Here is a 24,865-nt window from a genome sequence, read left to right as displayed (position 1 = left end):
GTCCCTTCAATTGAGCCGGATCTGGGGGTTGAGCGTGGCGCAGAGCACGTCCACGAACATGTTCACGAGAGAGAACGTGACCGTGACGATGAGAGCCACCGACTGCACGAGCGGGAAATCCCGGGAATAGACCGCGTTGACGGCCAGCCGCCCGACGCCCGGCCAGGAAAAGACGGTTTCGATGAGAACGGCTCCGCCGAGAAGGCCTCCGAGTTGCAGCCCGATGAGCGCCACGATCGGCACGGCGGCGTTGCGCAGGCCATGCTTGAACAGAATGGCGTATTCCGGAATGCCCTTGGCGCGCACGGTCCTCACGTAGTCCTGGCCGAGCACGTCGAGCATCGAGGAGCGCGTGATGCGCATGATGCGCGCCATGGTGTTGAGCCCCAGGGTGACGGCCGGCAGGATCAGGGCGAGCCAGCCTTCCCCACCCATCGAGGGGAGCCACCGCAGGGTGGTGCTGAAGAGCAGGATGAACAGAAGGCCCGACCAGTAAACCGGCATGGCCTGCCCGATGACGGCGATGCCGCTCGCGAAGGTGTCGACCCAGGTGTCGCGCCTGAGGGCCGCCAGGATCCCGAGGGGGACCGCGGTCAGGATGCTGAAGGCGAGGGCCGACGTGGCGAGCAGGATGGTGGCCGGGAAGGCTTCGAGCACGATGGGCAGCGCCGGCTCGTTGTACTTCCACGACAGGCCGATGTCCCCGGTCGCCGCATTGGCCAGGAAGGACAGGTACTGGACGATGAGGGGACGGTCGAGGCCGAGCCGATGCAGGAGGCTCAAGCGCTCCGCCTCCGTGGCCTCGGGCGGCAGCAGGAAGATGGTGGGATCGCCGGCCAGCTTCTGCAGGCCGAAGAGGATCGTCATGACGCCCGCGATCGTGACGATCACCAGAAGGCTGCGCCGGGCCAGGTAGGTCAACATCGCGTTTCTCGCTGATAGCGCGCGAAGCGGTAGAAGAATGTCGCCACGCACTTCATGAACGGCACGATCGCGTCAGCCATGACATATTCGTTCGGCCCATGCGCGCCGGCCCCGTGTCCGAGCCCCCCGAAGGCGTAGGGCAGGCCCAGAACCTGCGAGAAGAGATGCATGGGCGCGGCGCCGGCGTGCAGCGGGTAGATCCTCAGATCGGCGCCATGCGCGCGACAGGCGTCGGCCAGGGCCCGCACGACGGGCTCACCGGCCTCGGTGCTGGAGGCCGGATAGGATGACCGGACGCGGATCTCCACATGTCCGAAACCCCGCCGGTCCAGGTGTCGACGGATCAGCCCCACCACGCGGTCGGGGTCCATGCCCGGCACGATCCGCAGGTCGGCGAAGGCGCTGGCGGTCTGGGGAATGATCGTGGCCGGGTCGTGGCCCTCCTCGACCGTTCCGGCCGCCAGGGCATCGATGTTGAGCGTGCACGAATGCATCAGGGCCGCCAGCAGATCCTGCGGCGGCCCGCTGGATTTGAGGCGTCCGACCCGAACCTCCCGCCGGAAGGCCTCGAAATCGTGGAGCTTCGCCACCTCGTCGATCAGCGATCGCTCGACGCTCGTGGGACCGGGCGTGATGTCGTCGAGCCCGTCGACGGCGAGCCTCTCCTGGCGGTCGACCAGCGTCGCGAGGGCCTGGACGAGCTGCCATGCGGGGCTGGCCACGAGCGCGCCGTGAAGGGCATGGATGTCGCCCGCCACTGGGCCGCCCCAGTCACCCCCCGTGACGCGGAACTCCAGAAGGATCAGGCCCTTGAACCCCAGGCGCAGGATGGTGTGTCCGGCGCCGTTCGTGCCGAAATAGGGGATGAAGGCGGCGTCGCAGCCGGCAAGCGCCTCCCGGTTCGCTTCGATATAGCCAGGGAGGGACGGGCTGCCGATCTCCTCCTCGCCCTCGATCAGGAAGCGGATGTTGACCGGGGGGCGGATGCCGGCTTCCTTGAAGGTCCTGAGGACCGCAAGCGTCCCGAACAAGGGCGCTTTCGAGTTGAAGGCACCCCGGCCGACGAGACGGTCCCGGCCATCGGCGCCGGGAACGATGGCGGCGGCGAACGGGTCGACGATCCATCCCGTCTGGCCGGCGGCCGGCTGCACGTCGTACAGGTCGTAGAGCAGCAGGGTCGGGGCGCTCGCGTCCGTGATCAGCTCCCCCTCCACGATCGGGGCATGGCGTCCCGGCACCAGCCGGGCCTGCGCCCCGAGTTCGTGGAGAGAGTCTTTCGTCCACAGAGCCATCGCGTCCACGCCTTCGCCCGTCTGGCTGACGCTCGGCTGACGGATCGCGCGGCGGATCTCGTCGAGGGAAAGGTCGGCCCGCCGCTCGATGCGGGCCATCAGCCTCGCCTCGTCGGCCGCCTGTGGCCTCATCCGATTTCCTCGGCGATGATGAGATCGTCGGCGCGCGGCCGCCATTTCAAGGAGGGCGCGGCCGCGTAGACGACCTCGTGGGCGAACAGGGGAACCGCGGAGGCGTCATCCCTGAGCTTCTTGATCAGCTGCCCCACGAGGGCGACGCGCTCGGGACCGTCCGCCTGGTTGGCCTTGTCGATCATCGCGTCGAGAGCCGGTTCCTTCCAGCCCGACCAATGGCCTTTGCTGTAGAAGAAGGCGATGATCTGCGGCAGGGGATCGAGCCAGACATTGCCGTGCGGCTGAATGAAGATGGGCGCGACCGTGTTCGATTTGATCTTGGTGGCAAAGGATCCGTACTCCTCGGTCCGTACTTTGACATCCAGCCCGACCCTGCGCAATTGGGCTCCGACGGCGAGCGCCGTCTCCCGGTCGAGGGGATAGCGCCCCGCCGCGCCTGCCAGCTCGATCTCCTTCCCCTTGAGGCCCAGATCCTCGATGATCTTCCTGGCCTCGTTGGGATTGTAGGGGAAATCGCCCTGCGCATCCGCCGGTACGCCCTGGATGGACGACGCGTAGATCGTCTTCACCGGACTCGCATAGCCTTTCATCAGCCCGCGGATGAGTTCGTCGCGGTTGATGGCCAGCCCCACGGCCCGCCGGAAGAGCGGGTTCGTGGCCGGCTCCGCGAACGGGTTGAACTGAACCACCATGACGCGGTTGCTCTCGACCTTGAGCACCTGAACGTCCTCGTTGCTCGACAGGCTTGCGGCCTGATTGGGCGACAGGGACGTGACGAGATGCGCGGCACCGGTCTTGACGGCCGAAATGCGGGCGATCTCCTCCGGCACCGGACGGAACACGATGCGTTTGTATTTCGGCTTGGCCTCGCCGCCATAGGTCGGATTGGCGAGCAGCACGACCTCTTCGTTGCGCCGCCACCGGTCCAGCACGTAGGGGCCGGATCCGATCGGCGCCTCGTTGAACTTCAGGCCGACGCCGGCCGTGTATTTGGGCGGCACGAGCTGCAGGTTCGTCATGCGAGCCTGGAAGAGGGCGTCCGGCGCTTCGGTTTCGATCACCACAGCATTGGGCGATTCGACCTCGACCGTTTTCAGGTTGACGAAGAAGCTGCGGATCGGAGACTTCGTCTCCTCGGCATTGAGACGCGCGATCGTGTACTTGACGGCTTCGGCATCGACCGGTTCGCCGTTGCTGAATGTCATGCCATCGCGCAGGACCAGGCGCCATCGCGTCGGCGACAGGCGCTCGGCCGACTTGGCGACGCCCGGCCCGACGCTCATGTCCGGCATGCGGCTTAGAACGGAGGAGTAGAGATGCTTCTGGACGATTCCCGTCAGCGTATCGAGCCGGTAGGCCGGATCGAGAGACATGATGTCTCCGGTCTGTCCGACGATCAGGGAGTCGCCGCTGACCTGGGCGAACGCGATGCCGGGGCTGCCGATCGTGGCGGCCGCCGTCATGGCGCCCAGGCCGCTGAGAATGTGCCGGCGGGTGAGATCTGGATTGCTGGCCATTGGGTCTCTCCACTTTCTTTCACGTGTAGCCGTTCGAAGTCCTCTGCCGAGCGTTCGGGCCTGGTGCCGGCCTCTTCGCTTTCTGCCGCCCCGCTTCCTCGCGGGGGCGCTCAGCCCTCCTGCCGCGCCTTTCCTACGCGGCGGAGAGCTTGTGGTCGGGATAGGTCTCCCGAAACGCCTTGACGTCGGCGAGCGAGCCGTCCCGCAGCCGCGCCACGTCGCTGCCGGCATTCACGAACTGATAGCCGCGGGCGAACATGTCCTTCCACGTGCAGCCGGGATGCGGGACGGTTCCCATCGGCACGCCCCGGGCCTTGATCCGGTTTTCCGCGTGCTCGATCGCGCGCGCCACATCGGGATGCTTGATGTTGCCGAGCTGGCCCATGGTCCCCGAGAGGTCGTAGGGACCGATGAACATGACGTCGATGCCCTCGACGTCGAGGATCTCGTCAATGTTTTCGACGCCCTTGGCCGATTCGATCTGCAGGACGATCAGGAGATTGGACGCGCAGGTGGAGACGTAGTTCGCCGCCATGCCGTAATTCGAGGCCCGCACCGTGCTGGCGGCCGTGCCGCGGCGGCCCAGCGGCGGGTATCGGCAGGCCGCGACGGCGGCCCTGGCCTCCTCGGCCGTCTCGACGTTCGGGATCATCACGCCCTCGACGCCCGCGTCCAGGACCCGCTTGAGGTAGACGTGGTCGTTCCAGGGCACGCGAACGATGGAGGTGGCGTTCGTGGCCGATACGGCCTGCAACTGCAGGGAGAGAGACGTTGGATCCCCCAACCCGTGCTCCTGGTCGAGGATGAGGTAATCGAAGCCGGACAGGGCCAGGATCTCCGTGATGTGCGGATTGCCCAGCATCGTCCAGCAGCCGAGAACATTGCCCCGATTGCGCAGGCGTTCCTTGAGCGGATTCGTTCGGTACATGGCGGGCGGCTCCCTTCGGTTCGGCCAGTGTTTGGATTGTCCGGAAATGTGAGATCGTCTCTCCCGTCTGGGCCAATACTGATTCTGCGCGTGTCGATAAGGTAAGCCTATGGCCTCCCGCGCGGTAACTCGGTCTCGACGAGCCGGGTCCAGAACCGGGCGCCCAACGGAAGCAGCCCGTCGTTGAAGTCATAGCGCTCGTTGTGAAGGACATGGCCGTCCGACGCGGGTCCGGCGCCGAGCCAGACGAAACAGCCCGGCCTTTTCTGGAGCATGTAGGAGAAATCCTCCGCCCCCATGGACGGCAAGGCGTCCTCGACGACGTTGCCCGGCCCGAACACGCACGCGGCCAGCTTGGCCACGCTCCGGGCGGCCTCCGGATGGTTCACCGTGGCAGGGTAGCGACGGTCATACTCCACATCGACCGCAACCCCGTACGTCTGGGAAATGCCGGCCGAGATCCGGGTCATGGCGGCCTCGATGCCGTCGCGGACACCCGGGTCGAAGGAGCGCACAGTGCCCCGCAGGACGACGTCGGCCGGGATGCCGTTCCAGGTGTTCCCACCGTGGATCTGGGTGACGCTGACGACGTTGGGCTCGGCCGGCTGAATCCGGCGGCTCGGGATGGTCTGGAGCGCGGCCACGAGGGCGGAGGCCGCCACAATGGCGTCCGAACCCATGTGCGGCATGCCGGCGTGGGTGCCCTGCCCCGTAACCGTGATCTCGAACATGTCGGACGCGGCCATGATGGGCCCGGACCGGACGGCCAGGCGGCCGACGTCGATGCCGGGCCAATTGTGCAGGCCGTAGACGGCGTCGACCGGGAGCCGGTCGAACAGGCCGTCCTCGATCATGCGCAGGCCCCCGCCTTCATTCTCTTCCGCCGGCTGAAAGATGAACCGGACGGTCCCCCGGAAGATGTCGGAGGCGGACAGATGGCGGGCCGCTCCCAGCAGCATCGCCATGTGGCCGTCATGGCCGCAGGCGTGCATCTTGCCCGGATGGACGGAACGGTAGGGAAGGTCTCGAACCTCCTCGATGTCGAGGGCATCGAGTTCGGCGCGCAGGCCGATCGTACGGCTTCCGCCCCGGTGCAGGGTGCCGACGACCCCCGTTCCGCCGATCCCTCGCTCGACCTCGAGACCGAACCCGGCCAGGAGGCCCGCCACATAGTCGGAGGTCTTGAACTCCTCGAATGCGGTTTCAGGGATCGCGTGGAGGTGATGCCGCCACGCCGTCATCTGGGCGGCCAGCGGGTCGGAGGCGTGACGTGTCAACGGGCGAGCTCCCATGTCCCAAGGCCTCTGGGCATGGGAAATCTTCAAGGCCGCCTGCAAATCGCGCAAATCGGAAGATGTCGCGGACCGATAGCGTGAAGCTATGGATCCGGCCTGCGGGGCACCTCCCGGAGACGGCATGAGGAAAGGAGCGGTCGGCGCCAGTGGTCACGGATCGGGCAGTGTTGGCTGAATTGCGGCCTTTCATTCCCGGGAGGATTTGGCCAATCTGTTGCCCTCTCCTTGACCGGATCCGAGGCAACGCCGCTCATGAACCTGCGTCAGATGGAAGTCTTCTACGCCATCATGGTGTCGGGCACGGTGACCGGCGCGGCCAAGATGCTGAACATTTCGCAACCCTCCGTGACCGGGGTCCTGCGTCATACGGAGGACCGTTTGCGCTTCAGCCTGTTCCAACGCATCAGGGGACGCCTGGAGCCGACCCCGGAGGCGCGGATCCTGTTCAACCAGATCGAGCACGTCTTCGACCGGGTCGACGGGGTCAAGCGGACCATCCAGGGGCTGCGGGAAGCCCGGAGCGGGTCCCTCTACATCGTCTCCATCCCGGCGATCGGCACCACTCTGCTCCCGTCCGCGGTCGGCGCCTTCCTGAGCAGGCGAAACGACGTCAGCATCCGCTTTCAGATGCACTCGCGACGGGAGGTGATGGAGTTGGTCGCGACGGGGGCCGCCGATCTGGGCTTCGGCTTTCTCACACCCGAACTTCCGACGATCAAGATCGAGGATATCGTCCGGCGGAACCTGATCTGCATCATGCCGAAGGATCATCCCCTGGCGGCACGGGACGCCATCTCGGTGGAGGATATCGGTCCCTACCCTCTCGTCAGCTACACGAGCAGCCAGGGCTTGGCCCCGATCGTCAACGGTATCCTGGCGGAGGCCCGCATCAACTTCCGTCCCGCGATCGAGGTCGGGCTGATCATCAACGCCTGGGCGATGGTGAATACCGGGGTCGGCATTTCGATCGTCGACCCCTATTCGGCTCTCTTCAGCATGTTTCCGAACGTGGCCGTGCGGCCGTTCGTGCCGGAAACGCCCATCATGCTGGAGGCCATCCGGTCCGAGCAGCGCCCGCCCTCCCTGCTGGCCGAGGCCTTCATCTCGGAGTTCCACGCCTTCGTCCGCGCGGGCCTGGAAGACATCTCCCTCTAAGAGATCTCCCTCTGAGGACGCCTCCGGCCCATCGGGTCGTCACGGCGTCATGGATGACATATCGGTGTCTTGAGGCGACGCAGGTGCATCTCGTTCCGTCTTCGAGGGCGTGCTGCCCTTCGTGGGGCCTTAAGCCGGGCGTTCACGGAAATTTTCCTTGCAGGCCTCAAAATAATGTATACGTTAACGAATAGACATAACGGATACGACAACGCATATGAAGTCGATGGGACGTGTGGCACCTGCAGCAGAAGCGCTTTCCAGCCGTTCGCCGGAACGATCCGCCCAGGTCGCCTACGCCAAGATCAAGCAGCGGATCCTCGACAACGACTATGCGCCCGGTATCGCCGTTCTCGAACAGGCGCTCGCCGATGACTTGGGTCTGTCCCGCACGCCGATCCGCGAGGCGCTCGTGCGGTTGGAGCAGGAGGGTCTGGTGCAGGTGGTTCCCCGGCATGGCATGAAGGTTTTGCCGCTCTCGCCGAAGGATATGCGCGAGATCTACGAAATCATGATCAGCCTCGAATTGACGGCAACGGATCTTCTGGCGAGGCGGCGGCCGTCCGAGACGGAAATCGCACCGCTCATGCAAGCCTGCGACGACATGGAAGAAGCCCTGTCGCGGGACGATCTCAAGGCGTGGGCAAGGGCGGACGAGCGCTTCCATTTCTCGCTGGTCGAACTCTGCGGCAACAAGCGTCTTGCTACGATGGTGATGGGAATCTGGGAGCAGTCTCACCGTGCCAGGATGTTCACGCTCCGGCTTCGTCCCAAGCCGGTCGACTCGACACGGGAACATCGCGACGTCGTGAATGCGATCTTGAAGGGCGACGCCACCTTGGCCCGTCAGCTCTACCGGAATCATCGCGAGAAGGCCTCGGACGGCATGATCGCGATCATCGAACAGTTCGGCCTCACGCGACTGTGACGGTTGCGGCGGCGCGGTTCCCACCGTGAAGGCCGCGTCACCGTCTTCATGGGTGGCAGACACAACCGGGCGGAAGACCTGGGAGCAAACCGGACGGCATCGATGTCCGGATCATGATTTCTGGAGGGAGTTCGAGATGCCCAAGTGCGTCAACCCGAAAGCTTGCCTGCGCTTCAGGCCCAGGACGATCCGCTCCCATCGTCGGCAGAGCGGAGTCATCGCATGACGCTCCCTCTTTCCGGCATCCGCGTGCTCGACGTCAGCCAGGTCATGGCCGGACCCTTCTGCTGCATGCTGCTCGGCGACATGGGCGCCGATGTCATCAAGGTCGAACCTCCGGGGACAGGGGACCAGACGCGTCGGGCGATGGGCTTTCGTCTCCAGAGTGACGACAGCCCCGGATTTCTGGCTCTCAACCGCAACAAGAGAAGCATCGAGATCGACCTCAAGAGCGAGACGGGGCGCGCCGTATTCTACAAGCTGGTCGAGACGGCCGACATCCTCGTCGAGAACAACCGTCCGGGCGTCACCTCTCGCTTGAAGATCGATTACGCGACGCTCAGCAGGATCAACCCCCGTTTGATCTATGCCAGCATATCCGGCTTCGGACAGACGGGCCCATGGTCGCAACGCCCTGGCTTCGATCTCATCGCTCAGGCGATGTCGGGCGTTCTGAGCGCCACCGGCTCACCGGGCGGAGAACCCGTGAAATGCGGCGTTCCGATCGCCGACCTCGGATCGGGGATGCTGGCGCTCTACGGAATCCTGAGCGCCTATATCGGCCGCGAAAAGACAGGCCTCGGGCAGCACGTCGATGCCTCGCTGTTCGAAACCGCGCTCGCGCTCTCGATCTGGGAGGTGACGGAGTACTGGGGAACAGGCCGCACGCCTCAACCGCTCGGCACCGCAAACCGCATGAGTGCTCCTTATCAGGCCGTCCGCGCGTCCGACGGATATTTCGTGGTCGGTGCGGCGAACCAAAAGCTCTGGATCAGCTTCTGCAACGTCATCGACCGGCCCGAACTGGTGGACGACCCCCGCTTCGGCGACAACGTCGGACGGTTGAAGCACCGTCAGGAACTCATCGACGAGGTCCAGCCGATCTTCAGCACGAGGCCCGCAGCGGAGTGGGTGGACAGGCTCCTGGCCGTCGGCATCCCGGCCGCGCCCGTGAACGACTTCGCGCAGGCCCTCGCGGCGGACCACACCCTGGAGAGAAACATGGTGATGCAGATCGATCACCCGGCCGAGGGATCGATCAACTCGCTCGGATTTCCGGTGAAGCTCAGCGCAACCCCGCAGGAGGTGCGCTATCCGCCCCCGATGCTGGGGCAGCATACCCGCGAAGTTCTCCGCGAGCTCGGTCTCCCGGCGGATGCGCTGGAGGTCTCTCGGACGGAAGGGGCTGACGCCGCATGGAGGTTTATCTCTCGTCCGTCGAGACCCTCCCCGTTCCGACCCTCGCGGTGATCGAGGGTTGGGCCATCGGCGGCGGACTGGCGATTGCGGGCGTCTGCGATCTCAGGATCGCCACACCGGGTTCACGGTTCGGAATCCCGATCGCGCGCACCCTGGGCAATTGTCTCTCGACGGAGAATTACGCGCGGTTGGTTGCCGGGTTCGGTGCCGCGCGGGTCAAAAGGATGCTGTTGATGGCGGACCCCGTCGGAGCCGAAGAGGCGCTGGCATGCGGCTTCCTGACCGAGATCGTGGCGGCGGAGGCCCTGGACGGACGGATCGGCGATATCTGCGAACGTCTGGTCAGCCACGCCCCGGTCACCATGCGCACGGCCAAGGAGGCGATTCGCCGCCTGATCCATGCGGGGATCCCCTTAGGCGACGACCTTGTCGCCGAAAGCTACGGCAGCCGCGACTTTCGCATCGGCGTCGAAGCCTTCGTGGCGAAGACGCAACCCCAGTGGGAGGGACGCTGAGCACGGATCGGGTTTGCCGCCCCAAGCCGATTGAGAAGCCGCCACACGGGCCGAGCAGGACCCGAATGACAAGCCAGGCGGCAGACCAGAGGTCGGATACAACGGAGGAATCCTTATGCCACGTCAGATCGCACGGCAGGCCATGGTGGCGCTCGCCGCATCGTTTGCGCTACTTGCGGCACCTGCCGCTCATGCCCAGCAAGGCCCGGCGAAAGACATCGTCTTCGTCTTGGGCAACAACCTCTTCAGTGCTCCCGCCTTTGCGGCGGTTGAAAACGGGTACTGGGCCAAGCAAGGCCTCAACGTCCGGCTCAAGCTGGTTGCCAGCGGCCGCGAGATCACCCAGGCGCTAAATGCGGGCGAGGCCCAGCTCGGCGGCGCCAACATGGGCACCACCACTGCCAGCGCCCGTGCCAGCGGCAACATGCTCAAGGGCGTGATCCCCTACTACAACGACGCCGCCTACATCGCGGTGGCGGGCGGGCGCGGCATCATCGGCAGGACCGATCGCGGCGTCTCGAAGGAAGCCAAGTCACTCGTCGGCAAGAAGATCGGCAGCCTCGCGGGCAGCACCCAGGAGGTCTACCTGCGCGAGTACCTGGCCCGGAACGGCCTCGACATCAAGCAGGTTCAGGTCGTCAACGTCCCCGTCCCCGACATGCCGATCTCCCTGGCGCAGGGCCTGGTCGACGCAACCGTGCCGTGGGAACCCTATCTGTCGCAGAGCCTGCGCGAACTCGGTGAGAACTCCGTCGCCGTCAGCCGGGGCGCGCCGGGGCTTGTCGCGGATGTCATCGGCGTCCTGGCCAACGAAAAGTACATCGCCGAGAACAAGAGCCTCCTTGAGAAGTTTGCGATCGGCCTTGCGGAAGGCACCCAATTCGTCCGGAAGAATCCGGAGGAGACCGCCAAGATCGCGACGTATCACCTTGACGGACTGAACATCACGGACGCCATCGAAGGCATCAAGCAAATGGCTTGGGACCCTCGCATTTCCGTGTGCACCGACGAAGGTCTTTTGAGAACCGGAAACGACATGGTCAAGGAGGGGCTGATCAAGGGCGCCGGATTCAAGTCGGCCGGCGAGTTCGCCGAGCGCAGCATCCTCGACAAGGTCGCCAAGGACCAGCCCCAGCTCTTCGACGATCTCCCGCCTCTGCCGGCGAGCGTCTCGGAGTGCAAGGGCGCCCTGAAGTAAGGCCTCGATAGATCCACTCGCAACCCTCAGGAGACACACATGGTACCCTTCGAAAAGCAGGTCGTTACGGTCGTGCGCCAAGCCAGCATCGGAACCGACGTCAGCTACGAGCCGCCGCTGCGGATCGGCTTCGGCATCAGCGACAAGACCGTCGACAATCCGCACGCCACCATGGGACGAAGCATTCTCGTTCCAGGCGCCGGTCCAAACCCGACGCACTATCACGCCGAGAACGACGTGGTCTGGTACATCCTCTACGGCAAGATCAAGCTCTGGCACGCCAGAAGCGATGCAAGCGAGCGGCAGGAGGTGATCCTGGAGGGCGGCGATTTCGTCTATGTTCCGGCCGGAGCCATCCACGTGATCGCGAATGCGTCGGAGACCGAGGAAGCGTCCCTGATCCTCGTAGAACAGACGGTCGCGTGACTGCCCTTGTGCCCATTCGACAAAACCCAAGTCGATCAAGTGGGGGTGAAGCGGCACTACGCGAGCAGAAGGTTTATTTTTGAGGCGGCCCGCAGTCGGGGTGATTTCAATGAACCATAGGCCAGTTTCAGGCTCTTGCTTTACGTCCTGTTGTCGGAGTTGGGCCACCTCGCCCGCTCGCGCTCCTGAGTATGCCATCAGCCATGGGAGCCAGCGGCGTACCGGGCTCTCTTCCCTGATCGCCGCCGTTAGGACTTTCTCGGCTTCGGCAAGTGTGAACCCACGCCTGCCCTCACCTTCATCCCGCCGCCTCACCTTCGGGGCCTCATCGGCTGGGTTGGAGGACACAAGCCGCTTCCCTTTGGCCCAGCGGAATAGCGCCCTCACAGCAGCGAGGTGAACATCATTGATCGTCTTGGCGCTAAGGCCCTTCGCAACCAATTCATCCGTCCAAGCGATGATTGCTTCTGGAGTGATTTGTTCGGGGTCATCAACGCCCGCATGGGTCACAAGGCTCTTGAGGCTTCGACCCCATTCCGCCTTCGTTTTCGGCGCATAGCTCCGCTCGGCTGCCATTTTCTCCAGCAAGTCCGTTAGCGTGAACCGTCCGGCCCGCTGCTTAACCGGCGCGGCAGGCTTTGGCACTTCCGGTTGCTTTAGCTCTGGGAAGCGGTCGGTGCGCGTGTCGGGTCCATAGTCTCCAAGAGCATTGAAGAACAGGCCCTCACTAGCCTCCCGCATTGCCACGCCGATCTGCTCGATCAAACGGGTTCGGCTATCGGCGTCTACAATCAGACTATGCTTGGATAGTGTTGTGTCCGCTATCGGGCCAAATCGCTCCGCCATGCTCGCGGCCCGGAGCTGTTCTTCTGAGCCGATCTTCAAAGCAGCCCGCCCGAATTTTCCCTGATCCGCCCGCACGTTCGCAATTGTTACGCTCGCCCAGAGTTCTGGACTTCCGGGATCATCCTCAATGGCGCTGGTGAAGTCGCGGTAAACCTCCCCAGCCAGGGCCACGACTTGCTTATGGGTGAGGCGACGTGGTCCCTCCCGAACAGCTCGCCACACACCTTCAAGGTAAGCTACAGCCGCCGCATGACGCTCCCTAGCCTCTCGCGGGTCTCGCGTCCCGAGGGACACGCGAATGTCCTCAGCCTTTGCTGAGACGCTCTTCGTTACGAAAGTGTCCCCGACCGGGATAGCAAGCTGCATCCCCCGAACCTTCGACTTTACGTCGGCTGGGATGCGCTGAACAAATTGATGCAGAGTAGACCCGGAACGTTTCATGGGGCGAGGCATCGCAAGGGGCATCGTTGAGCGGTCCTGTTGAACAGTCGGACCCGCCTCAAACCCTTGTCATCGCTTAACTTATTGCGGAAGCACATCTTTTGAGAAAGATGGTGCCCAGGAGAGGGCGTGAAGGATCGAGCATGTCCAAGCACTTAGGTAAACCTGGGGGATGGCTTTTGGCTCGTATTTGCCCGCTCGGTTCCGTACCTCTTCCCCCAGCTTTTTGTAGGGCTTCTGGTTACGTTTAGGCACGAGGTTATCTGTGACTTCGGCGACTGATCAGACTTATCCGCACCACCATCAAGCTGATTAGCCCTTAAAAATCTTATCAGTAAGTCTTTAACTGATCAGTAGGACGCCATAACTTGGACTGGTCCCTGCAATTTCGCAGTGGTCCGGCGCTCAGCGCCGCAACACGGGTGAGCGACTTCTCCTGGGAGATCACAAGGCCGCCCACATGCGGAGTAATCCCATGCCTCAGACTCGCGTCCACATTTTCAATTCGGTCACAGACGGAGAGCCCGGTCAGAACCGGCTGTGCTTCCAGCGTTGCCGATACTTTTTCGCCGATGGCGACCCGGAGGACGGATTCCGCTTTATCTGGCAACGCGACGACGGAACGCTCCAGGCCGCGCGCGGTCAGGCCCGCATCCCAAGCATACAACATGCGCAAAAGCTCATTCAGATGGCCCAGGATGCTGGTTGGGGAAACCATGAAATCGGCTCGAACGGGCTGTTCGTCCCGGAGCGCATCCCGAACGACAATCCTTCCTACTACGAGGGGATTTTGGCTAACGGCGACAAGCTCGGTCCGGAAAACTTCGTCTCCGTTCAGTTCGGCGTCACCGGTCATAAGGGTTGGGCGAACTATCAGATCACTTATGGCGACGGTAGTGTTGAGACATTTCACGGTATGGGGCACGAACCGCACGAGGCCGAGCGTTTCAAGCAGGCTAACCTCACGCGGCCTTATAGCCGCGACGAGGTGATCGCCCTGCTCAACGATGCTAAGTCAAAGCAGGCAGCGTAATCCAAAAGCCCCGGTTCGCCGGGGCTTTTTTATCCACGCGCAAGCTGTCTAGGGCCGCAATAGACTTTGAACTATGTTTACGGCCCACCCGAGCGCGTAGGCGGCACGGCTACTGCTGGAGCGGGTCTTGCCATGCGACGAAAGTACCGCCGCCGCTTTTGCTTTCGAGTTGCCCTCCACGTGTGGGACTTGACGATATCAACATATGTTTCAAAGCCTTCGACACTCGCTGGTGTACGAGGCAATGAGAAAAACTCCGTAACGCGGTCGGGCAGCACTGCGGTGGTGCCATTCTCCAAGCTGCAGTTGAAAATATCGATCACTCTTGCGGGCGAGCGCGTCTTGTCGGCCTTTAACGTAAATCCCGCTTTTGCAACTGCTTCCTTCAATCCTTCAAATGCCTCCCACAACGCGGCCTCATCGTTCGATGAAAGGCAAATGTCGTCCATATACACCGATACGGTGATGACATTTGCATTAAGACTCCGCAGGTAGTCTCCGACAGCAGATGAAACGAGAACCAGCGTAGCGAGAATAGGGGACTGAATGAAACCATAGGGGAGAACGTACCCGCCTCCCTCATACGGGTTTTTCACCGTTGACCACTTAGCGAACTCTTCCGCTTTTCGGACGCCAATATCACGGAGAACACGCTTAACCCGGTTTCGACGGATACTGTAAAAGAACCGCTCAATATCCACCCGGCAGAAGTATGTGTTCTTACGGTGGTTGTGTAGCGCCTTAACGTGGGAACCGTCTTTGAAGTGATATACAAAGTGGTCGAACTTAAAAAGCTTCGCCACCCGACGCTTTATCTTTCGGCCCCACTCCTCGCCCTTTTCACTAGGCGCAAATATCGGCTTGCCGTTTTTCCAGTACGAATGCGCGAAGTTTTCGAACGTATGGGCCATTGTAGTTGACAACCTTGCTGAGCAGATCAACGAGGGCATTCACATTCTTAAGAATGAGATGCGTCACCGTCATCACTGCTACAGCAAGGTTAAGGCGCTTCTGATTTTTCGTCATCGGCGAACCCTCCATTGCTAGACTTCGGCAATCTGCAACTCATCTTCACGATGGAGTTGTCAACTGAGAGAAGGTTAATTCCCGAAGCCCGTCCCATGGTCAGACCCGAGGTCGTACATAGGCTATAGGCCAGCGCGAGGTGCAGCTAACGCCGAAGTCGATGATCATTTAGCTGTCGTGCGAAGCAAATTCAACTGCCTCGCCTACCTCAGTTAGGAATTTTAGGGCGTATTTGTCCGGCCCCCCCCGGAACCGTCAGCCCATTGTTCTCATTTCGTTCCCAAAGGACGGGACGGCAATGGTCGAACGGCTCTCCGAATTTCCGTGGGTGATCGTGTGTGTCGATTGTCCTCTCTGACCTCACCGGAAGGGTCAGTATCGGCTGGCTCGCTTGGCCGGGAGGTACGGAACCGACATTCAGCTATGCGATTTGATCGACAGGATCGCTCTCCATTGCCCAAGGAAGCCCATGCCCTAGGATAGGAAACGTACTCCAGACCAGTGTGATCCCAAACGCAAGGCTCAGATCACCGATCTGGAGATTACTGACTACCATGCTCTGGACTTCCTACCGAATGGTCTCGTAGACGCACCACGAGTTCGCTCTATCGAACTCCCGCCTCGATAATTTCAATTTCTTGGCGCGTAAGCCCAAACAACTTGTAAACAATAGTATCAATGCTGCGCTCGGCACGTTCAATCTCGGCGGTAAGTCTCCTGACAGTGTCACCCTCTGTTTTCAGATACGTCTCCCAGGTATTCCGCTCGGCAAGCGGGATGTCCTGCCGGAAGGTCTTCCGGATTTCGGCACGAAACGAAGCGAAGTCCAGTTTCCACCATTCGTGCAGCTTCGCAGTTAGCTTTGCCACTGCCCCCGCTGGCTTGAGGTCAGGGATACGGCGTCGAACGTCTGCTTGGGCGCGGAGACGCTCAGTTGCGAGTCGCTGACAGGTTTCAGCCAACCGCGCAAGTTCCTGCCGATCTTTGTCGGAAGCATCGGGGATGGGCAGAACTTCGACATACTGTACTCTCATCTCATGGTATCCGCCCCGCACGGCGGGAGCGAGGCCGCTCAAAAGAAACCATTCGAGCTTTGAGTTCAAAAGAGCGAGCAGGAAATAGTCTCCACCTGGGATCGCATAGCCCTTGTCGTTGGGAAACAGGCTCTGGTCATCGAATGAAAAAATGCGATCAACCGCGAAGTGACCGTAAATTATCTTCGGTTGTGCAAATCTTGCTTGATACGCGAACTGCGCCTGTTGCAACTCAAACCATTCTTGTTTGGTGGCGCGGGCATCCAAGGCAGCTTGGAATGGCAGCAGGTGGGCACGTATTGATGGATACTGGTCTATATCAATCCTGCCCTTGGGCGTATTGATCAAGAACAGGTCATCAGATTCGACACGCCAACGCTTGATGTTCTCCCCTCGCAGGAAGGGCTTCAACACCGTATTGGCGTTCGGGTCGGCCTGAACCAGACGGTCTCTCGTTTCTCGATCTACAATGAACGCATCGTTCAAGCCCGTTTTGATGCCGTAGAGGGGCGCACCGTAGACCTCTTTAAGGCTCCTCCGTCCTGTGCGCAGTCGGGCTCGAAGCAGGGCTTGCCCTGCCTCCTCGAAGGCCCATCCATCTTCTCCAAGGCGATCACGTGGCATCAATCTCGCCTTCGCCCGAAATAATGTGGAGAGATCGTCTGGCAAGCGATCTCGCGCTGCCATGAACCGGAGGTCTCCTTGTCCACGGTCACCCTCGCCCGCAACGAGGCGACGTAGGGTCACAATCGCTGGGTAAGTTGTTACTCCCTCAAAGAGTTGCAGGTCTCCAAAATCAACTACAACCTCAATGGCGGTTTTTCCTGAGAGGTAGCGCCGCAGTGGCCGACCCGAACCAGTCCGGAAGAAGGTGGACGAAGAAATATAGCCAAGGCGACCTTTGCCGGGTTTCAGAATTCGGACGCCCTGCTCGAAAAAATAGGCGTAGAGATCAGCGCGGTCGGCCACTACTTCGAAACGGTCTTCCAGATACGGCTTGATGCTTTTGATAAGCTCCATTCTAACGTACGGAGGATTACCGAGAACGACGTCGAAACCTCCCTGGTCGAATATGCTAGGGAAAGCCTTCCGCCATACGAAAGCCCTATGATGGTAGTCCGAGTCCTCGATCAGACTGTTGCCTACGCGGATATTTGCTTCCAGACTGTCGAGAACCTTTCCCCGCTTCGCCGTCTTGATCCAGAGCGATAGCTTTGTGATTTCGACCGATGCTGCATTTACGTCCACCCCATAAAGATTGTGAGCGAGGATTTCCGCATCTGGGTCGAACAAACCAAGCGTACCCGTCACAAATGTAGCATCCGATCCCCGCCGCCCAATTTCCGCAAGGCGATCATTGACTCGCCTATACTCTGCCGAAAGGTAGTCGAAGGCAGCAATCAGGAAAGCTCCTGAGCCACAGGCGGGATCAATGACGGTGAGGCTTCGTAGTTCACTTCTGTATGCCTCCCAGAATTCACGCTCGGCTTTTGCACTTCTCCAGGCAATCTCCTGACCCGGCTCGGGTAACCTCTTACCTTTCGAATACGTCGGTAGAAGCTCAAAGAACCGCTCCTCCAGCGTGCGGCCAATGGTTTGCTCTGCGATGAAGCGTGTTACGAAATTTGGTGTGTAGACGACTCCCTCTCGCTTCCGTTTCGTGGCGACTGGCGCCTCCTCACCACGAGCAATCGCCTGCATGGCCTCTATATCCGTGATCGACTGCTCGAATACGTGGCCCAAGACCTCTACAGAAACATCGCGCTTGAAATCATACTGCGCGAGCCGTTCGAACTCCTGGCAGAGGTCATCAGGCACTACAAGGGCGTCGAGTTCCGGGTTTGGCGCGAAGAGCCCACCATTGTAGGCGTGGATAACTATCTCCTCGACGCCGTTGCGTTTGCGCTTTTTGCCCTTATCAATGGCAGCGAACAGACCTTTGAAAATATCCCAGAGCCTGATCTCAACGTAGTCATTCCGTTGAGCAAGTGCGTTGCGGATCGTATCCTGTGGAATAAGGTCATTGTCCTCGGCGAATGCCATGAACAGCAGTCGGTCGAGGATAGTCTGGGCATAGTCAATCGCTTTCAGTCGGCCAAGGTGGCGATGGTCCTCGTCGAGGGTATCAATGAGCCGATCACGGAGTGCCTTGTAGTCTGCGTAAAGGCTGTCGGTAATTTCCTTGTCGGCATTCTGGCTGCGCTCTAGGAGCGCAGCCGTACGTCCTGACAGGAGGTTTTCTGCTCCAATGAGCAGCCACAGGCGCTTTAGTTCCTCTGGATCATCGAGGCGGTCAAGAGCAAAGGATTCATAAGAATTTCGCCCATGCCCGAATGCGTACAGGCGAAGCTCGACGAGGTTCGAAACGAGAACCCACTTGGAACCTACAAGATCAAGCGCATAGTCCCAAGCTTGTTGAACTGGACTCTTGGCTCGACCCGGCATTATAGCGTCAAGATCACGGGTTTTCGGCCCCTTCAGTTCGAATGGTGCAAGCACTCGACGCGACGTAGATGTGAACTCGCCAAGCGCAAGGTCTACGGAACCGGCACCTGCGGCCTCCTCCTGAGCCAGATTATATGGTCCATCTGCTCGATATGGACGGTAGCCGAGCACCCGTTCGACAATCTCATGCTTGAAGAGTCCCTGGAGCGCCCTTTCCTTCTCCCGTATGAATGACGGGTTACGGGCGCGGCTTACCCATTCGGCAGCGGCCTGAAGTTGATCGTGAGTAGCTGTGAAATCAGTCCCTTTGAGCGCCTGATCCAGGGTCTTCTGGTTGAACAGCGACTGAGCAGAAGATACTTTTCTTGACATGAGCACGTACGTTTTGAGGAAGCCATTTCCAGGCAGCGAGGGGAAATCTTCAACTCTGACTTTGTAGTTCCCGCTTTGCCCAGCGGAAGATTTCAGGGAGTTTCAGTTTCATCTGGATTTTCGAGGTAGGAAAGTACCTGCTGTGCAATTCGAAGAAGCCCATCGAAGGTTATTACCTCGATGCGAGATAGGTGGCCATTGGTTCTCCGAAGCGCCTTCGTTTGATCGTCGTCACCGTCCCGTCCGATCACGATTTTGGCACGTACCTTGTTTGGGTCGAGGCCATCATCGGCCAGGATCGTATCGCGCCTGCGGTCGAGCTTCTCTAGATAGTTCTCAACTTGAGCAATTACCTTAGATAGATCGGCTTTTTTATAGAAGGTTTTATGATCTTTATCATACGCAAACAGGTCCGCACCTGCGAGAGGAGTCTTGATTTCGACAACTTCCAAGTAACCATCTGTAGTACGGGTCAGCAGAAAATCCTGCTGCTCATCGCGTGTCAGGCGCCGTGACTTCGAAAGGCGACTGTATTCACTACCGAACATCCAGGGGTTCTCAGTCAATAACCGCTGGAGGTCATGTTCTCGTACCTGAGTATCTTCGATCAACCGTTCGAGTTCCGCCACAGCCCGTTTGTAAACGGCTAAATTTATGGCCGCAGCGGCCTTTGCAAGAAATTCGTCACCGTCTTTTGCAACGCGCTCCAACACAGCCCGCAGTCGTTCTGGGTGCTCGGCGCCCTGCCGAAGGAGTAGAGCCAATGCCTCCGCAGCGGCCTCCTCCGCCATACCTTGAATTGCACTAAGGACGTGCGTATCATTCGCCTTAGTTGCGGGGAGAACAAGATATCCTCCTGCCTTTTCGGGAACCGCCCCACTGCGAGCAGCAACAACGAAATCTATGAGTTTTTGTGTCTGCTCCCCATCGAGATGAATCGATCTAGCGGGGTCCAATGTGCAAGTCGTCTTATTTAATTCATAGCTCTTAATGGTGAGAGCGTCGTGGTGAAATTCGCCAGTATGTTCGTCGAGAATAACTGTGTGCTTGACCACACGTCGCACTCTTGGACCATCTTTCAACACCGCTGTTGTAGTGCTTTGGAGATTTGGCCTCTCCTCGCGGTCATACCTATTGACCCTGACCTTCATCGAGCGTTCCCGTGCTGTAGCGATTCGTATTTGTACAATGAGAGGGTCGCAGTGCGTTACTGCTGCTCTGGCTTGTCCACATAGGTATGCCGGAGAAGGGCAGAAAAGGCTGCAAGCCTTCCCGTGCGGATCAGTTGAAGTCAGCAGGCGCAAGAATGTCCGAGAAACTCCCCGGTCAATGTGAGGATGCTGGTTCTTTATAACTTGGTTCAGATTGGACATGCCGAGATGAACCAGACTGGAACTGGTTCAGTTTCCGGAAGCTTGACCGTTCAAATTGAACCGGATATATATGAACCATCCTAATTAAACCGATTGAGGTTTTGATGTTCATCCGGGCTTATCTGCGCGCATCTACGAACCAACAAGACGCCACCCGCGCACGCGAGCAAGTCGAAGCCTTCGCTGCGGAGCGTGGGCTGACCATCGCAGCCACATATATTGAAAATGAAAGTGGTGCGAAGCTCGCCCGCCCCGAACTGTTTCGGCTACTATCCGACGCCCGCCCTAACGATATTTGTCTCTTAGAGGCCGTGGATCGCCTCTCACGCCTCAACGCTACCGATTGGGAGAGGCTAAAGACCGAGCTTGCTGCTCGTCAGGTGCGGATCGTAGCCCTGGACCTTCCAACCTCATGGATGATGCTGAACACCAAGGCAGATGATTTCACCGCTCGGATGTTCGACGCCATCAACGGGATGATGCTGGACATGCTCGCTGCTATCGCCCGTAAGGACTACGAGGACCGAAAGCGCCGAACCCAACAGGGTCGGGAAAAAGCAATGGCTCAGGGACTTTATCGGGGGCGTAAGGAAAACACCGCGCGCAACAATGGCATTGCCTCGATGCTCCAGGCTGGTTCCTCATGGACCCAAATCCAGGCCGCGACTGGGTGTAGTCGTGCCACCATTGCGAAGATTGCCAAGCGGTTCAGCGCGGTTCCTGCGTAATTCGGGAGGATAAAAGAATGTCGATGAGACCGATGGCGTGGGTTCGTTTCAGATACAAGAGATCAGAGGCCAGCAGGGCCTGGACGATCAGTTCCACGTCCGTGCGCGTGCTTCACGCATCCGAATTTCTCGTCGTTCAAGAACTTCGCCGGAAATATGGAGAGGTTGAACTCGTCGAGCTTCGGTGGCGCTAGGATCGCCAACTTGGAGGAATAGGAAGGGCTGTCGCTTTCTATCAGGAACAGCCCTCGCTCGGATATGGGCTCAGATAACGTAGAAATCTGCTGCGGTGAGTTTCAGGTTCTTGGCCACCTGGGCGAACTTGATCATCCCGCCGTCGCCCGACCCATCGGCGTCATAGAACAGGCCACCGCTGGCCTTGTTGTAGATGATCTTGGCGTCCCCTTCGTCACCGTAGAGCTTGAACTGGTCAGCGGCCATCAGGCGGGGATTGGCGGGGGTGCCCCACCCGACGCCTTGGAAGATCGCGTTCTCCAGCCAGATCGAATCGTCCTTCACGCTGAAATCCTTGATCGTGTCCGCGTTGCGCTTGAGCAGCGCATCGAACACGAAAGCATCCTTACCCTTGCCGCCAGTCAGTATGTCGTTGCCACCGCCACCCACGAGCTTGTTGTTGCCGCTGTCGCCTTTCAGGTTATCTTTGTAGGCTGTACCCCAGAGATAGGCGGCCTTGGTAGACGTGTTCAGGTGGGTTTTGAAAGTCCACTTGTCGGTGCCAATCCAGCCGTTTGCCTTGCCACCCTGCTGGTAAGACATGAAATCCATGCGCCCATCTTTATTGAAATCCAAGGCGATGATTGTGCCCTGGAAATCCTTGAGCATCGACGCCGGGGCCGGTTTGAACTTACCGCTCGAATTGATCCAGATCATCGTCTGGGTCGTCGGCGTGCCAAGGTCAGCCTGAGCGATCAAGTCCATGTCGCCATCGTTGTCGATATCAGCGGCTTGGATGGTCTGATCCCATTGCCCCTTGCCATCCTGCTTGATCCGGGCCTTGGTTTCGTCGCGGAAATGGCCGGTCCGGTCGTTGATCAGGATTTGCAGTTTCTGGCCCCCGTGCGATTCCGATGCCGTCGCCAACACAAGATCGTTGGAGCCGTCGCGGTTGATATCGACGCTAATGATATCGGTCACGAACGTCTTTTTGGCCCCAAAGACCCCACGGGGAAGGGCGGCTTCGGTCTCCGGCAGGAAAGTGCCCTTGCCGTTATTGAGGTAGGTAACGCCTGCCGTCGAGGCGTCGTTGGTGAATCCAGCGACCAGATCGAGGAAGCCATCGCCATTGATGTCGGTGAGCAAGCTCGAATAGACCGAATTCGAGGCGTCATTGTACCCCTTCCCAATTCGGTCGGGAATACCCTCATCACGCTGTGTAAACCCACCCCGGCCATCATTGATCAGAAAATAGGGGCCAAATTCCTCCCAGTTCGAGCCGCCCGTGAACAGGTCGATGTCGCCATCATTGTCGATGTCGCCGCCCCCGACGTGGTGCGAGAACTCGTTGCGAGCCGGGAGATTGCCGGAGGCGTTCACGAGCTTGTCGCCAGAGGATAGCATCAGGGTGTTGCGCTCGCCCGGCGCGGAGCGGGTATCGTAGCCGTGATTGGCGGAGAAGAAGTCATCGACGCCATCGCCGTTGAGATCGCCCACAAACATCTCACGAGCGTGGACAGCCTTGGGAACCGATTTCATGATTTTGGTCGAATCGAGAACGGACCCGGAAGACGTGACCGAAATGATCTCGAAGGGGCGGGTGACGTTCTTAAACGGCGTTTCAGGACCGCCAAAGGCGAAATCCAGCCGTCCATCGCGATTGAAATCACCAATGCCATAGGAGAGGATCGACCCGGTGTAGGAGATTTTATAGGTTTTGGTTCTGTAAGCCACTGCTGCCCCCATCACTCGCTCTACTGAGACGAGCGGATTGGCATCTGTCTTACTGTTTTCCGCCTCGGGAAAGCCACTATGCTTTTAGGTGATTTGACGCCCGAACGGCTCGTGCCATCGCTCGTGCCTTCTCGGCCTCCGCATTCTTTTTAGCGGCATCGGCCAGCTTCAACGCCACCTCTGCCCGAAGTCTGTCAGCCTCCAACTTCTCTGTTTCAGAAGGCTCAGGGTCACCGTATAGCGCCTGGAGCAGTTCTGACCGGCATATGCCGGTCAGGGTGGAACGCTGGAGGGAGCGGAGGATATCTCCTGCCGTGTCGATTTCATACAATCTCATCACTTAGGTCCACAGTGCCATTTCGAAGCGACGGAGATCGTTCAGGCTTCCGAACTCGACTGCCACCATCTGAATCTTGAGGTCGTCATACCAAGCCTCATTCACTTCAGGGCTCGCTGTAATCATCAAGAACACGTCCGGATCATCAGCGGGCCATCTCTGTGCATCAAATCGGAGCATGAACATGGTCGCTGAACTTAAGTTGGAACAGAAATACCCGCTGAAAGGTGACACCTCGATAGTGGTCTCCAGCCCTGACAGGTTCATGCACTCAGCGGCTTCAAAGGCTTGGTCAAGCGAGATCGGATAGATCGCTGAGACTGTTTCACACATTGGTGCGGGCTCCTCTTATTGTTTTTCTTTGACCCACGGGATTATGGCGCTGGCCCACACCAGGGGTAGAATTCGCATGGTATTTATCTAAACCAGCACCGGCATTGGCTCGCGCGAACAGTCGAACGACGAGCAACCCGGCCTCTCCCTAATCACTCGACCTCTCCGGCTAGGTCGAACTGCCAATTTTATGGCCTGATAACGACCACGGAAGTTGGGATCGGTCGAGATCACGGATGGATGGGCAATGGCGTAAAGCTCTGCACGCAACCTGTTCGGCTCGATAGGCTCGATGATGGTCGGCCACCGCGAACTGAAACCAGCGAGAATTTCTGTTGAAGCGAGTGAGCCGAGATTGATGACACCTCGTATGGTGCCATCCTGGGTCAGCCAAGCGTAAAGGCCGACTGACTTCCACAGGGGACACTTTCTGCGCCGATAGTCGATGAAGTTGCGGGTTGTTATCCGCCACGATCTGAAGCTGTCCTGTGTCATGCCAGGAACCGCAAATTCGAACCGGCACACCTCGCCAGCTTTCACTCGGAGGATTTGGCGAGCCACGCGGCCACAATACCGCCAGCAGCAGGTTTCGCAGACAGTCTGGTTACAGCGATGGGCGGATCGGCATGTGTGGCGCACTGGACGTATTTATGCGGTCTCTAATAACACATATGTCTGCCAAATAATATTTTCGGTTACGATTTTATTATTAATTGATTTAAGCTCACTAACACAACGTATAGTTTTTTCGTATTACTATTTTAATACTTTGACATGAGGTGAAATTTTCTCTTTACAACTCTCCACTGCGATGGATATCTCCTGCCATTGCTTTAGGAGATCGCTGTGAGCGCTGCCTGTCAAATTACTGAGTTCCACAAGGTCTGCACCCACGCCGGGGATAGGAGGCTGCACCATTCTGCGGAAATCACGTGCCTGCTCTCTCACTGCCGTGCAGTGATGTTGCAGATCGTCTCGATGCTTGCCGAGATGATGCCGGATAGCCTGATCGAGTATCGGCTTAAGGACCATAGGCGAGTGAAGATCGTCATCCTGGCCAAGACCCGGAGCGATCTGCTGAGGCTGATGCCGCTCGATCCACCGCGATGGTTTGAGTTGGTCGGAGAACCAGGGTCCAGATACCCATCGCGAATGGGCGTTGGGGCCTTGGGCGGCGTCATGTCTCGACGTTGTCAATGTACGGGATGGCTTCCTCTCGACTTGGTCCTGTCCTTTGGGCCTGACGAGGCGCAGCCG

The 24,865-nt window shown here is 59.6% G+C and carries 18 protein-coding genes and 1 pseudogene; 8 read left to right on the top strand and 11 right to left on the bottom strand.

The window, feature by feature from the left end; all coding sequences use genetic code 11:
• Positions 1–6 precede the first annotated feature (6 nt).
• The 5 genes from ILT42_RS08500 to ILT42_RS08480 all read right to left on the bottom strand — a co-directional run bounded on the left by ILT42_RS08500 (position 7) and on the right by ILT42_RS08480 (position 6,073).
• Positions 7–924 (bottom strand): ABC transporter permease, encoded by a 918-nt coding sequence (locus ILT42_RS08500; protein ID WP_204215001.1) that lies wholly within the window; start codon positions 922–924, stop codon positions 7–9.
• Positions 918–2,348 (bottom strand): M20/M25/M40 family metallo-hydrolase, encoded by a 1,431-nt coding sequence (locus ILT42_RS08495; RefSeq protein ID WP_204215000.1) that lies wholly within the window; start codon positions 2,346–2,348, stop codon positions 918–920. The genes ILT42_RS08500 and ILT42_RS08495 overlap by 7 nt, the downstream gene beginning before the upstream one ends.
• Positions 2,345–3,868 (bottom strand): ABC transporter substrate-binding protein, encoded by a 1,524-nt coding sequence (locus tag ILT42_RS08490; protein ID WP_204214999.1) that lies wholly within the window; start codon positions 3,866–3,868, stop codon positions 2,345–2,347. Before ILT42_RS08490 ends, ILT42_RS08495 begins: the two co-directional genes overlap by 4 nt.
• A 133-nt stretch (positions 3,869–4,001) precedes the next feature.
• Positions 4,002–4,796, bottom strand: coding sequence for an HpcH/HpaI aldolase family protein (locus ILT42_RS08485; protein WP_204214998.1), 795 nt, complete (start codon positions 4,794–4,796; stop codon positions 4,002–4,004).
• Positions 4,797–4,903: 107 nt separating this feature from the next.
• Entirely contained in the window at positions 4,904–6,073 is a 1,170-nt protein-coding gene (locus tag ILT42_RS08480) for a M20 aminoacylase family protein (RefSeq protein WP_204214997.1), read from the bottom strand.
• A 270-nt stretch (positions 6,074–6,343) separates the two neighbouring features.
• On the opposite strand from ILT42_RS08480, the gene ILT42_RS08475 reads away from it, so the two are divergent.
• The 6 genes from ILT42_RS08475 to ILT42_RS08450 all read left to right on the top strand — a co-directional run bounded on the left by ILT42_RS08475 (position 6,344) and on the right by ILT42_RS08450 (position 11,732).
• Positions 6,344–7,246 (top strand): LysR family transcriptional regulator, encoded by a 903-nt coding sequence (locus tag ILT42_RS08475; RefSeq protein WP_204214996.1) that lies wholly within the window; start codon positions 6,344–6,346, stop codon positions 7,244–7,246.
• Between the two features lie 235 nt (positions 7,247–7,481).
• Positions 7,482–8,174, top strand: a complete 693-nt coding sequence (locus ILT42_RS08470; protein ID WP_204214995.1) for a GntR family transcriptional regulator — start codon at positions 7,482–7,484, stop codon at positions 8,172–8,174.
• Between the two features lie 222 nt (positions 8,175–8,396).
• Positions 8,397–9,644: a CaiB/BaiF CoA transferase family protein gene (locus tag ILT42_RS08465; RefSeq protein WP_204214994.1), complete on the top strand. Its 1,248-nt coding sequence runs from the start codon at positions 8,397–8,399 to the stop codon at positions 9,642–9,644.
• Positions 9,590–10,108, top strand: coding sequence for an enoyl-CoA hydratase-related protein (locus ILT42_RS08460; protein WP_204214993.1), 519 nt, complete (start codon positions 9,590–9,592; stop codon positions 10,106–10,108). The genes ILT42_RS08465 and ILT42_RS08460 overlap by 55 nt, the downstream gene beginning before the upstream one ends.
• A gap of 115 nt (positions 10,109–10,223) precedes the next feature.
• A complete protein-coding gene (locus tag ILT42_RS08455; protein ID WP_204214992.1) occupies positions 10,224–11,306 on the top strand; it encodes an ABC transporter substrate-binding protein in 1,083 nt (360 codons plus the stop codon).
• 39 nt (positions 11,307–11,345) lie between these two features.
• Positions 11,346–11,732 (top strand): cupin domain-containing protein, encoded by a 387-nt coding sequence (locus tag ILT42_RS08450; protein WP_204214991.1) that lies wholly within the window; start codon positions 11,346–11,348, stop codon positions 11,730–11,732.
• A gap of 372 nt (positions 11,733–12,104) precedes the next feature.
• Here the strand turns inward: ILT42_RS08450 and ILT42_RS23270 are convergent.
• Positions 12,105–13,019: pseudogene (locus tag ILT42_RS23270) on the bottom strand (site-specific integrase); the annotation flags it as partial.
• A 475-nt stretch (positions 13,020–13,494) separates the two neighbouring features.
• Here ILT42_RS23270 and ILT42_RS08440 point away from each other — a divergent pair.
• On the top strand, positions 13,495–14,052 hold the full coding sequence (locus tag ILT42_RS08440) for a hypothetical protein (RefSeq protein WP_204214990.1): 558 nt from the start codon (positions 13,495–13,497) through the stop codon (positions 14,050–14,052).
• A 77-nt stretch (positions 14,053–14,129) separates the two neighbouring features.
• Here the strand turns inward: ILT42_RS08440 and ILT42_RS08435 are convergent, their stop codons facing one another.
• The 3 genes from ILT42_RS08435 to ILT42_RS08425 form a co-directional block, all read right to left on the bottom strand.
• Entirely contained in the window at positions 14,130–14,963 is an 834-nt protein-coding gene (locus ILT42_RS08435; protein WP_204214989.1) for a reverse transcriptase domain-containing protein, read from the bottom strand.
• A gap of 720 nt (positions 14,964–15,683) precedes the next feature.
• A complete protein-coding gene (locus ILT42_RS08430; RefSeq protein ID WP_204214988.1) occupies positions 15,684–18,929 on the bottom strand; it encodes an Eco57I restriction-modification methylase domain-containing protein in 3,246 nt (1,081 codons plus the stop codon).
• A 92-nt stretch (positions 18,930–19,021) separates the two neighbouring features.
• Positions 19,022–20,080, bottom strand: coding sequence for a Shedu anti-phage system protein SduA domain-containing protein (locus ILT42_RS08425; protein WP_204214987.1), 1,059 nt, complete (start codon positions 20,078–20,080; stop codon positions 19,022–19,024).
• A gap of 326 nt (positions 20,081–20,406) precedes the next feature.
• On the opposite strand from ILT42_RS08425, the gene ILT42_RS08420 reads away from it, so the two are divergent.
• Positions 20,407–21,030 carry a recombinase family protein gene (locus ILT42_RS08420; protein WP_204214986.1) on the top strand — a complete coding sequence of 208 codons (624 nt, stop codon included), beginning with the start codon at positions 20,407–20,409 and terminating at the stop codon, positions 21,028–21,030.
• A 264-nt stretch (positions 21,031–21,294) separates the two neighbouring features.
• Here ILT42_RS08420 and ILT42_RS08415 read toward each other — a convergent pair whose 3' ends face one another.
• Together ILT42_RS08415 and ILT42_RS08410 are read right to left on the bottom strand one after the other, a co-directional pair.
• Complete coding sequence (locus tag ILT42_RS08415) at positions 21,295–22,950, bottom strand: FG-GAP-like repeat-containing protein (protein ID WP_204214985.1); 1,656 nt, start codon at positions 22,948–22,950, stop codon at positions 21,295–21,297.
• Between the two features lie 328 nt (positions 22,951–23,278).
• Positions 23,279–23,608: a hypothetical protein gene (locus ILT42_RS08410; protein ID WP_204214984.1), complete on the bottom strand. Its 330-nt coding sequence runs from the start codon at positions 23,606–23,608 to the stop codon at positions 23,279–23,281.
• Positions 23,609–24,865: the final 1,257 nt, after the last annotated feature.

Source organism: Microvirga pudoricolor (assembly GCF_016892705.1).
In the GTDB taxonomy this organism is placed as follows: Bacteria; Pseudomonadota; Alphaproteobacteria; order Rhizobiales; family Beijerinckiaceae; genus Microvirga; species Microvirga pudoricolor.
This window is presented reverse-complemented; position numbering and strand designations above follow the sequence as displayed.

Excerpts from the sequence above, each read along its gene's own strand:
- ILT42_RS08490 (WP_204214999.1), bottom strand. The coding sequence starts at position 3,868 with ATGGCCAGCAATCCAGATCTCACCCGCCGGCACATTCTCAGCGGCCTG.
- ILT42_RS08500 (WP_204215001.1), bottom strand. The coding sequence starts at position 924 with ATGTTGACCTACCTGGCCCGGCGCAGCCTTCTGGTGATCGTCACGATC.
- ILT42_RS08465 (WP_204214994.1), top strand. The coding sequence starts at position 8,397 with ATGACGCTCCCTCTTTCCGGCATCCGCGTGCTCGACGTCAGCCAGGTC.
- ILT42_RS08410 (WP_204214984.1), bottom strand. The coding sequence starts at position 23,608 with ATGTGTGAAACAGTCTCAGCGATCTATCCGATCTCGCTTGACCAAGCC.
- ILT42_RS08435 (WP_204214989.1), bottom strand. The coding sequence starts at position 14,963 with ATGGCCCATACGTTCGAAAACTTCGCGCATTCGTACTGGAAAAACGGC.
- ILT42_RS08475 (WP_204214996.1), top strand. The coding sequence starts at position 6,344 with ATGAACCTGCGTCAGATGGAAGTCTTCTACGCCATCATGGTGTCGGGC.
- ILT42_RS08460 (WP_204214993.1), top strand. The coding sequence starts at position 9,590 with ATGGAGGTTTATCTCTCGTCCGTCGAGACCCTCCCCGTTCCGACCCTC.
- ILT42_RS08495 (WP_204215000.1), bottom strand. The coding sequence starts at position 2,348 with ATGAGGCCACAGGCGGCCGACGAGGCGAGGCTGATGGCCCGCATCGAG.
- ILT42_RS08455 (WP_204214992.1), top strand. The coding sequence starts at position 10,224 with ATGCCACGTCAGATCGCACGGCAGGCCATGGTGGCGCTCGCCGCATCG.
- ILT42_RS08425 (WP_204214987.1), bottom strand. The coding sequence starts at position 20,080 with ATGAAGGTCAGGGTCAATAGGTATGACCGCGAGGAGAGGCCAAATCTC.
- ILT42_RS08485 (WP_204214998.1), bottom strand. The coding sequence starts at position 4,796 with ATGTACCGAACGAATCCGCTCAAGGAACGCCTGCGCAATCGGGGCAAT.
- ILT42_RS08415 (WP_204214985.1), bottom strand. The coding sequence starts at position 22,950 with ATGGGGGCAGCAGTGGCTTACAGAACCAAAACCTATAAAATCTCCTAC.
- ILT42_RS08420 (WP_204214986.1), top strand. The coding sequence starts at position 20,407 with ATGTTCATCCGGGCTTATCTGCGCGCATCTACGAACCAACAAGACGCC.
- ILT42_RS08450 (WP_204214991.1), top strand. The coding sequence starts at position 11,346 with ATGGTACCCTTCGAAAAGCAGGTCGTTACGGTCGTGCGCCAAGCCAGC.
- ILT42_RS08430 (WP_204214988.1), bottom strand. The coding sequence starts at position 18,929 with ATGTCAAGAAAAGTATCTTCTGCTCAGTCGCTGTTCAACCAGAAGACC.
- ILT42_RS08440 (WP_204214990.1), top strand. The coding sequence starts at position 13,495 with ATGCCTCAGACTCGCGTCCACATTTTCAATTCGGTCACAGACGGAGAG.